The sequence below is a fragment of the Pseudomonas sp. NDM genome, assembly GCF_003105095.1.
Classification (GTDB): Bacteria; Pseudomonadota; Gammaproteobacteria; order Pseudomonadales; family Pseudomonadaceae; genus Aquipseudomonas; species Aquipseudomonas moraviensis_A.
The window spans coordinates 1-7,374 of the sequence record NZ_QETJ01000207.1 but is presented as its reverse complement, the minus strand read 5'-3'; the positions used below and the strand labels follow the sequence as shown (position 1 = coordinate 7,374).

The window sequence follows — 7,374 nt, the reverse complement described above, 5'->3', positions numbered from 1 at the left end:
AAAGCGGAATGTCAGTAACAGATGAGTTCACTGACCGGGCGCCTTCGCGAGCAGGCTCGCTCCTACAGGGGGATGTGCGTTTATTCAGGCGCCATCGAGCGTGCGGCGGACCTTGTCGAGCAGTTCGCTGATCTGGAACGGTTTGACCAGCATTTCCATCCCTGTGCCGAGGAAGACCTGGCGGTTGATCGCGGTTTCGGCGTAGCCGGTCATGAACAGGATCGGCAGCCCTGCGTTCCAGCCGCGGGCGACATCCGCCAGTTCGCGGCCGCTCATGCGGGGCAGGCCGACGTCGGTCAGCAGCAGATCGATTGACGGGTCATTCTGCAAGCGCTCCAGCGCCGACTCGATATCCGCCGCCTGCGTGCAGCGATAGCCGGCATCTTCCAGCACTTCGTTGACGAACAAGCGAACAGTGGCCATGTCTTCGACGATCAGCACATGTTCGCCACTGCCTTTGGCATCAGGCACCGGCACAGGCACGTCGGCGCCGGTCGGGTCGTTGGTGCCGGGCAGCATGATCGTCACTTCGGTGCCACGCCGGGCAACACTGCGGATGTGCGCGTCGCCGCCAGACTGACGGGCAAAACCGTAAATCGTCGACAGGCCGAGCCCGGTGCCCTGGCCCAACGGTTTGGTGGTGAAGAACGGTTCGAACACCTTGTCGATCACGTTGTGTTCAATGCCGGTGCCGTCGTCGCGTACCGACAGCGCCACGTAAGCGCCATCGGCCAGATTCGGATCGCCGTGGGAATAAGCGGCGTAAGTGTTGACCCAGATATTGCCGCCGGAGGGCAGGGCATCGCGGGCGTTGATCACCAGGTTGAGCACCGCGCTTTCCAGCTGCACCGGATCCACCAGCGCAATCGCCGGTTTGTTGGTCAGTTCCAGCTTCAGGGTGATGCGCTCACCGATGGTGCGCACCAGCAATTCTTCCAGCGAGCGAACGTGCTCGTTGATATCCACCGGCCGGGTGTCGAGCGGCTGCTGACGGGCGAACGCGAGCAGACGATGGGTCAGCGAGGCCGCGCTCATCGCCGAGTTCAGCGCTGCTTCGGTATAGAACTGCACCTTGTCCAGGCGCTCATCGGCCACGCGCTTCTGAATCAGTTCCAGACTGGTGATGATCCCGGTCAGCAAGTTATTGAAGTCGTGGGCGATACCGCCGGTGAGCTTGCCCAGTGCATCCATTTTCTGCACTTGCAGCAATTGCGCTTCGGCGTGCACCCGTTCGGCAACTTCCTTGGCCAGTTGCGTGGTGGTGTCATCCAGTCGGGCCAGATGCGAGCGCTCGCGGTGGCGGTGTTCGGTGACGTCTTCGACGAACACCAGGCTCAGCTCTGGCGTGCGATACGGCGAAATCTGCCATTGCGTCTCACGAACTTCACCCTGCACGCTCATGTTCAGCGTGCCTTTCCAGCGCTCGCCGTCCACCAGACGCAGACGCAGTTCATCGAGGATCGAGCATTGATCTTCGGCGAAGCATTCACGCAGGGCCTGTGGGTCACGGTTGTCGACGATCAACTGAGCAAAGGCATGGTTGCATTCATGCACTTTCAGATTGGCATCGATTACCGCAATCGGCGCCGAGACGTTGGCGAAAATCTCGCGAAAACGTGCCTCGCTTTCGCGCAGGGCGTTTTCCGTGTCGCGCACCCGCAGCAAGGTGCGCAGCGTCGCCAGCAGTACGTCGGGGTCGACCGGGTGAATCAGGTAGGCATCGGCGCCGGCGTTCAGACCGGTGATGATGTCGCCGGTCTGGATCGAGGCTGCTGACACATGGATCACCGGCAGCAGCGCGGTGCGCGGGTCGGCGCGCAGCAGGCGGACGATATCGAAACCGCTCATGTCCGGCAGGTTGACGTCGAGGATCAACGCATCGAGGGCTTCGCTCTCGATCAGGGCCAGACCGTCACTGCCGGTGCCGGCTTCGAGCACCGCGTAGCCGTGGCGCTCCAGACGCCGGCGCAAGGCGTAACGGGTGGCGACGTTGTCATCGACAATCAGCAGGCGGATGTCACGATTCATCGACGTTCTCCAGAGCGATTGCCAGCGGGATGATGACAAAGAACGTCGAGCCGACGCCCGGGGTACTTTCAACCCCGACTTCACCGCCCAGCAGCGCGGCGAAACGCTTGCACAGTGACAGACCCAGACCGGTGCCGCGCAAGCGTTTCTGCAACGGCGAATCGACCTGGGAGAAGTCCTCGAACAGCGTGTCATGCAGTTCTGGCGCAATGCCGATGCCGGTATCGCTGACGGCGAAGCGCACTTTGTCTTCGCCTTCCATGCGCGTCGAGACGCGCACTTCGCCACGGGTGGTGAACTTCAGCGAGTTGGAAATGAAGTTGCGCAGGATCTGCCCGAGCTTCTTGTCGTCGGTATACAGGCGCGGCAGGCCGAGCGGCTCTTCGAAGATCAGATCCACCGCTGTCGCATCGACGATCGGCCGGAACATGCCGCGCAAGGCGGAAAACAGATCGAACATGTCGAACCAGGCAGGAGAAATGCTGATGCGCCCGGCTTCGATCTTCGCCAGATCGAGCAGGTCATCGACCATGTCGCTGAGTTCCCGGGCAGCAGTGCTGACGAACGCTACCTGCTTGTGTTGCTCGGGACTGAGCGGGCCGTCGAGTTCGTCGGCGAGCAGGCTGTTGATGCTCAGGATCGAGCCCAGTGGCGTGCGGAATTCATGGCTCATGTACGACAGGAACCGGCTCTTCAGATCCGAGGCCTGACGCAGTTCCTCGGCCTGATTGTCGAGCTCGGCGTACAGCGCAAGCACGCCCTGATTGGTTTCATCGAGCTCTTCGCGCAGGGCAGTGGTTTCACGCTGCAACTGGGCGATGAGCGCCGCCTGCTCGGCAGGGCTCAGGGTTGTCGATTCAGCCATGGGCGGCCTCCAGAGCAACGACCAGTACCGTCACGTCATCGCGGCCGCGACAGAAGTCGCGGTGCAGGACGCTGGCTATCACGGCGGGATGGCGATGCACCAGGCCGGGGTAGTCTGCAAGGTTCCAACGGGACTGTAAGCCGTCGCTGTACATGATCAATAAATGTCCGTTCACGTGAGCATAGTCAAAGGGTTTGGCTTTACGGTACTGGCCGCCAACGATACCGGGGTGCGAGGCCAGACCGCGGGATTTGCCAGGCTCCAGCAGACTGGCGCCGATGTTACCGACACCGGCGAACGTCAGGCCGTCGCGCTGGCTGTCGAACTGGGCGAACGCCACGGCGCCGCCGCGGGTCCCGAGCATTTCCTGATGCAGGTCTTCCATCAATACCACAGGATCGGCGAACGGTGCCCGGGCGAATGCTTGTGCCCCGGCCAGGCCTGCGCGCTCGGCGTCTTCGCCATGGCCGAGGCCATCGACCACCAGTGCGCTGATCCGCGAACCTTCAAACTTCAGGTGCCAGACATCGCCGCAGGCTGGATCGGCATGCAACGAATGCTGGCTGACCCCGAATCGGATATCAGCCTGCCGATCGCTGCGGGCAAAGATCCGCGCCAGCAGCACGGCGCCGCGGTGGTCGGCGTAAACATCGAACACATCAGTCTGACGCGACACCGCGCCGAGACCGATGCCCTGCGTACCGCCGGTGGAAAAGCCATCCGCCAGACACGCGTCCAGGTCAAAGCCCTGCGCGCGATCCACGGTCTGCATCTCAATGGCGAAACCGTTGCCCGGTCGTGGCAGTACGCGCAGGTGAAATTCGCCGCGTCGGGCATGCTTGAGCACGTTACTGGCCAGTTCGGTTGCCACCAGCGCCACGCGCCCGGCGTCGTTTTCATCGAAGCCATGCTGCTCGGCGAGTTTCTGCGCAGTGCGCCGTGCGTGACCGATCTGGCTGCTGTCCTCGATCGGCAGGACCTGGGTCAACGACCCGGTGATATTCATGTCCATCGTGTGATCGTAATGCGCGTGCCTTTACCGGGCTCAGTGTCGAGTTCGAATTCATTGACCAGGCGTTTGGCGCCGGTCAGGCCCAGGCCCAGACCGCTGCCGGAGGTCCAGCCGTCGGTCATCGCCAGTTTGATGTCAGGGATGCCCGGGCCTTCGTCGCGGAAGGTCAGACGCAGGCCGACCCGGCCGTTTTCCTCGAGGACCTGCCAGTCCATGTCGCCACCGCCGCCATAGACCATGGTGTTACGCGCCAGCTCGCTGACAGCGGTCACCAGTTTGGTCAGGTCGATCAGGCGCATGCCGCACTCGGTGGCGAGCTTGCGCGTGGTCTGGCGGGCCAGCACCACGTCCTGTTCAATGAGAATGGGTTGAGTACCGCTGCTGCGCACGGTCATTGTGCAAGTACTCGTTCCCGCAGCAGTTTCATCCCGCGTTCGACGTTCAGTGCGGTACTGACGCCCGGCAATGTCATGCCCAGCTCAACCAGGGTGATCGCCACCGCCGGCTGCATGCCGACCAGCACGGTTTCGGCGTCCATGATTTTCGACAGCCCGGAAATCGTGCCGATCATGCGCCCGATGAACGAATCGACCATGTCCAGCGCCGAAATGTCGATCAACACACCGCGCGCCGAGGTCCGGCTGATGCGCTCGGACAGATCGTCCTGCAGGGTCATCGCGAGTTGATCATGCATGTCGACCTGAATGGTCACCAGCAGGAATTCGCCCATTTGAAGAATCGGAATACGTTCCATGGTCAAGCCGTCTTGACGAGGCTGACACCCAAGCGGGTCAGGGCCAGTTTCAATGCGTCGGCCAGGTTGGCCTTGGTCACTACGCCTTGCAGATCCAGACCGAGGTGGACGATGGTTTGAGCAATCTGCGGACGCACGCCGCTGATGATGCAATCGGCGCCCATCAGGCGGATCGCGGTCACGGTTTTCAGCAGGTGCTGGGCAACCAGTGTGTCGACGGTCGGCACGCCGGTGATGTCGATGATGGCGATTTCCGAACCGGTGTCGACGATGCGTTGCAGCAGCGATTCCATCACCACTTGGGTGCGCTGCGAATCAAGGGTGCCGATCATTGGCAGGGCGAGGACGCCGTCCCACAGCTTGACGACCGGGGTCGACAGTTCCAGCAATTCTTCCTGCTGACGCTTGATCACCGCCTCGCGGGATTTCTGGAAGGTGCCGATGGTGTGCATGCCGACGGTGTCGAGCAGTTCGGAGACTTCCAGCAATTGCTCGGCGAGCAGTGCCGGCTGGTCCTGATAATGGTTTTGCAGCAGGGCGAACAACGGCCCCTTCAGAGCGAAGATGAAGTTGGCAGTTTGCTGGGAATCCTGGCCGAGCAGGGCGCGGCTTTGCGACAGCTTTTCAAGGAACTGGCGGGTATCTTCCCAGCCTGCGGCGGCAATTTTGCTGCCATTGCCGTTTTCCAGGCCGGTCAGCAGCAGGCTCAGCAAATCGCGGGTCTGTTGCGCGAGGTCATGTTCCTTGAGGTTGCGCGTGGCGCCGCTGGCTTCGAGGCGTTTGGTCCATTCGCTCAGCAGTTGCGTCTGGTTGTTCTTGATTGCTTCGACTGTGCTGTTCTGCAGTGCTGCCATGTGCGTGTCGCTCCGATACGTATTGGGGGCCGGCGCAGCGAAATGGCCGGCGCGAATTGACTGACATTTGCCGCTTGAAATAGTTGTTCATCCAGCGCTGAATTTTTCTGCCTGCCGCGTCGAACACCCCGGTAACTCTAGTCGGCGTGGCAGCAGGCAACGATCTTTTGAACGAATCTACGGCGTCAGGCTTCGAATCTGCATGCCCGACGTTTTCCAGTCGTGCTGGAAGAGGGAGGCAGGACTATGAATGAGGTGGATATGAACGAGCAAGCGCCGCAACAGCAAAATCAGTCCTCTGAGTCGATTAACCGCAACGATCCGGCGATCGACCCGCAAACACCGGGGCAAACCAAGCCTGCACCGGCCGAAAAAGGGCAGGCCGACAGTGCGGCCAGCGAAGTTGATCAGAAACAGCATCACGACGACAACAACAACGAATTCAGCCCCGGCTTCAAGCCTGACCCGGACCGCCCCGCACCGGGCGAAAGCACCGACGCTGACATCGACACCGATGGCGGTTGATCGGCAGAACGCAAAAAGGCCGCATCGATGGATGCGGCCTTTTTTATTGCCCGGGCGTTTATTTGCTCGGGTGTTTGGCTTGCAGCTCTTTGGCGTGGGCCAGATGTTTTTCCAGCGCCGGCAGCATTTTCTGCGCGAACGCTTTCAGTTCAGTAGCGCCTTTGGCCTTGTCATCGGTCACGGTATTCGCCTGCTTCTTGAACAGCTCGATCGTCTCTTCGTGAGCCTTGACCTGGTTATTGGCGTAGGCCGCATCGAAGGATTCATCGCGCATGTCGAGAATCTTTTCCTTGGCCTGCTTGACCAGGGTGGTGGTGTCCGGGACTTCGATGTCGTTGGCTTTGGCAATCGCCGCCAGTTCATCGTTGGCCTTGCTGTGATCAGTGATCATCTGGTTGGCAAAAGCTTTGATGTCGGCGGACTGGCTTTTTTCCAGGGCCAGGCGGCTGGTTTCGATTTCAGCGATGCCACCAGCAGCGGCGTTATCGACAAAGTCGTTGTCAGTCGCGGCAAAGGCGCTGCCCATGCCGGCAGACAGTGCAACAGCCAGGGCGAGATGACGCAGGTTGAATCCGTCCATTGGGTATCTCCACGCAGGTTTTTGTGAGCGTTATCCAATGGAGCGGGAGGACACGGCAAAGGTTTTATCGCATTTACGACAGGGCGACGAACGGCAACCGCTGGTCTGACAGGGAGTCGACAGAAGCCATTGCCCAAGGCCATGCTGATAATGAGTCAGCGCATCGGTCGCGCTGGTTGTCGATCAAATTGATGGAGGTGTTTCATGCCGGTTTCACATGATCTGTATCAGGACCTGGGCTGCAAGAAGGAAGAGATCGAGCAAAAACGCTCCGAGGATCCGAAGCTGGATTCGTTGCTTAACAAGTATTTTGATGTCGATAAAGCGGTCGTCGAGGCCGAGAACGCCAAGTCAGACGCCCCCACTGACGATGACCTGAAAAAGCTCAAAGAGAAGCGTGTAATCGTCAAGGAGCAGATCGTCGCCCAACTGGCGGGGCAGCCGCTGACGGGCCAGTAATCGCCCGACCCGTGGTCATTTTCCCAAGGGAACGGCTACGGCTTACGGCACCTCCAATGTGCAGAGTCTGCAAACCATCGACTCGTTGCGAGGTGCCACATGAACGACCCCAAATTCCCCAGTGAAGAGCAGGGCGGTTTCGACCCGATTCCCACCCGTCCCGAACCGAACAGCCCGGCGCATACCACCGCGCATCCTGAAGAACCGGTCGAGGAGCTTCCCGAAGACGACGATCCGGACAAGTTCGATAGATCCAGCAACTGACTGACCGCTATCGCGAGCAGGCTCACTCCTACA

10 protein-coding genes are annotated in these 7,374 nt (G+C 60.6%); 3 read left to right on the top strand and 7 right to left on the bottom strand.

Going from position 1 to position 7,374, the window contains the following annotated elements; all coding sequences use genetic code 11:
• Positions 1 to 84: 84 nt before the first annotated feature.
• From DCO47_RS24530 to DCO47_RS24505, 6 genes are read right to left on the bottom strand one after another with little or no spacing between them, the layout of a single operon-like run.
• Positions 85 to 2,028: a response regulator gene (locus tag DCO47_RS24530; RefSeq protein ID WP_065617182.1), complete on the bottom strand. Its 1,944-nt coding sequence runs from the start codon at positions 2,026 to 2,028 to the stop codon at positions 85 to 87.
• Positions 2,018 to 2,893 carry a sensor histidine kinase KdpD gene (locus DCO47_RS24525; protein ID WP_042610321.1) on the bottom strand — a complete coding sequence of 292 codons (876 nt, stop codon included), beginning with the start codon at positions 2,891 to 2,893 and terminating at the stop codon, positions 2,018 to 2,020. Before DCO47_RS24525 ends, DCO47_RS24530 begins: the two co-directional genes overlap by 11 nt.
• The gene (locus DCO47_RS24520) at positions 2,886 to 3,899 is read right to left on the bottom strand and encodes an ATP-binding protein (protein WP_042610414.1); all 1,014 of its coding nucleotides are present in this window, start codon (positions 3,897 to 3,899) and stop codon (positions 2,886 to 2,888) included. The genes DCO47_RS24525 and DCO47_RS24520 overlap by 8 nt, the downstream gene beginning before the upstream one ends.
• On the bottom strand, positions 3,896 to 4,300 hold the full coding sequence (locus DCO47_RS24515; protein WP_042610322.1) for an anti-sigma regulatory factor: 405 nt from the start codon (positions 4,298 to 4,300) through the stop codon (positions 3,896 to 3,898). Before DCO47_RS24515 ends, DCO47_RS24520 begins: the two co-directional genes overlap by 4 nt.
• Positions 4,297 to 4,659, bottom strand: a complete 363-nt coding sequence (locus tag DCO47_RS24510) for an STAS domain-containing protein (protein WP_042610323.1) — start codon at positions 4,657 to 4,659, stop codon at positions 4,297 to 4,299. The genes DCO47_RS24515 and DCO47_RS24510 overlap by 4 nt, the downstream gene beginning before the upstream one ends.
• 2 nt (positions 4,660 to 4,661) lie before the next feature.
• Complete coding sequence (locus tag DCO47_RS24505; protein WP_042610324.1) at positions 4,662 to 5,513, bottom strand: STAS domain-containing protein; 852 nt, start codon at positions 5,511 to 5,513, stop codon at positions 4,662 to 4,664.
• A 261-nt stretch (positions 5,514 to 5,774) separates the two neighbouring features.
• Between DCO47_RS24505 and DCO47_RS24500 the strand changes: the two genes are divergently transcribed.
• Positions 5,775 to 6,038, top strand: a complete 264-nt coding sequence (locus DCO47_RS24500) for a hypothetical protein (protein ID WP_042610415.1) — start codon at positions 5,775 to 5,777, stop codon at positions 6,036 to 6,038.
• 58 nt (positions 6,039 to 6,096) lie between these two features.
• Here DCO47_RS24500 and DCO47_RS24495 read toward each other — a convergent pair whose 3' ends face one another.
• On the bottom strand, positions 6,097 to 6,618 hold the full coding sequence (locus tag DCO47_RS24495) for a DUF4142 domain-containing protein (protein ID WP_016774469.1): 522 nt from the start codon (positions 6,616 to 6,618) through the stop codon (positions 6,097 to 6,099).
• Positions 6,619 to 6,822: 204 nt separating this feature from the next.
• Between DCO47_RS24495 and DCO47_RS24490 the strand changes: the two genes are divergently transcribed.
• On the top strand, positions 6,823 to 7,077 hold the full coding sequence (locus tag DCO47_RS24490; RefSeq protein ID WP_064361798.1) for a hypothetical protein: 255 nt from the start codon (positions 6,823 to 6,825) through the stop codon (positions 7,075 to 7,077).
• A 99-nt stretch (positions 7,078 to 7,176) separates the two neighbouring features.
• Positions 7,177 to 7,341, top strand: a complete 165-nt coding sequence (locus DCO47_RS27085) for a hypothetical protein (protein ID WP_165839222.1) — start codon at positions 7,177 to 7,179, stop codon at positions 7,339 to 7,341.
• Positions 7,342 to 7,374: the final 33 nt, after the last annotated feature.

Bases quoted from the DNA above. Each gene is read 5' to 3' on its own strand.
- DCO47_RS24530 (WP_065617182.1), bottom strand. From the start codon at position 2,028: ATGAATCGTGACATCCGCCTGCTGATTGTCGATGACAACGTCGCCACC.
- DCO47_RS24525 (WP_042610321.1), bottom strand. From the start codon at position 2,893: ATGGCTGAATCGACAACCCTGAGCCCTGCCGAGCAGGCGGCGCTCATC.
- DCO47_RS24520 (WP_042610414.1), bottom strand. From the start codon at position 3,899: ATGAATATCACCGGGTCGTTGACCCAGGTCCTGCCGATCGAGGACAGC.
- DCO47_RS24515 (WP_042610322.1), bottom strand. From the start codon at position 4,300: ATGACCGTGCGCAGCAGCGGTACTCAACCCATTCTCATTGAACAGGAC.
- DCO47_RS24510 (WP_042610323.1), bottom strand. From the start codon at position 4,659: ATGGAACGTATTCCGATTCTTCAAATGGGCGAATTCCTGCTGGTGACC.
- DCO47_RS24505 (WP_042610324.1), bottom strand. From the start codon at position 5,513: ATGGCAGCACTGCAGAACAGCACAGTCGAAGCAATCAAGAACAACCAG.
- DCO47_RS24500 (WP_042610415.1), top strand. From the start codon at position 5,775: ATGAACGAGCAAGCGCCGCAACAGCAAAATCAGTCCTCTGAGTCGATT.
- DCO47_RS24495 (WP_016774469.1), bottom strand. From the start codon at position 6,618: ATGGACGGATTCAACCTGCGTCATCTCGCCCTGGCTGTTGCACTGTCT.
- DCO47_RS24490 (WP_064361798.1), top strand. From the start codon at position 6,823: ATGCCGGTTTCACATGATCTGTATCAGGACCTGGGCTGCAAGAAGGAA.
- DCO47_RS27085 (WP_165839222.1), top strand. From the start codon at position 7,177: ATGAACGACCCCAAATTCCCCAGTGAAGAGCAGGGCGGTTTCGACCCG.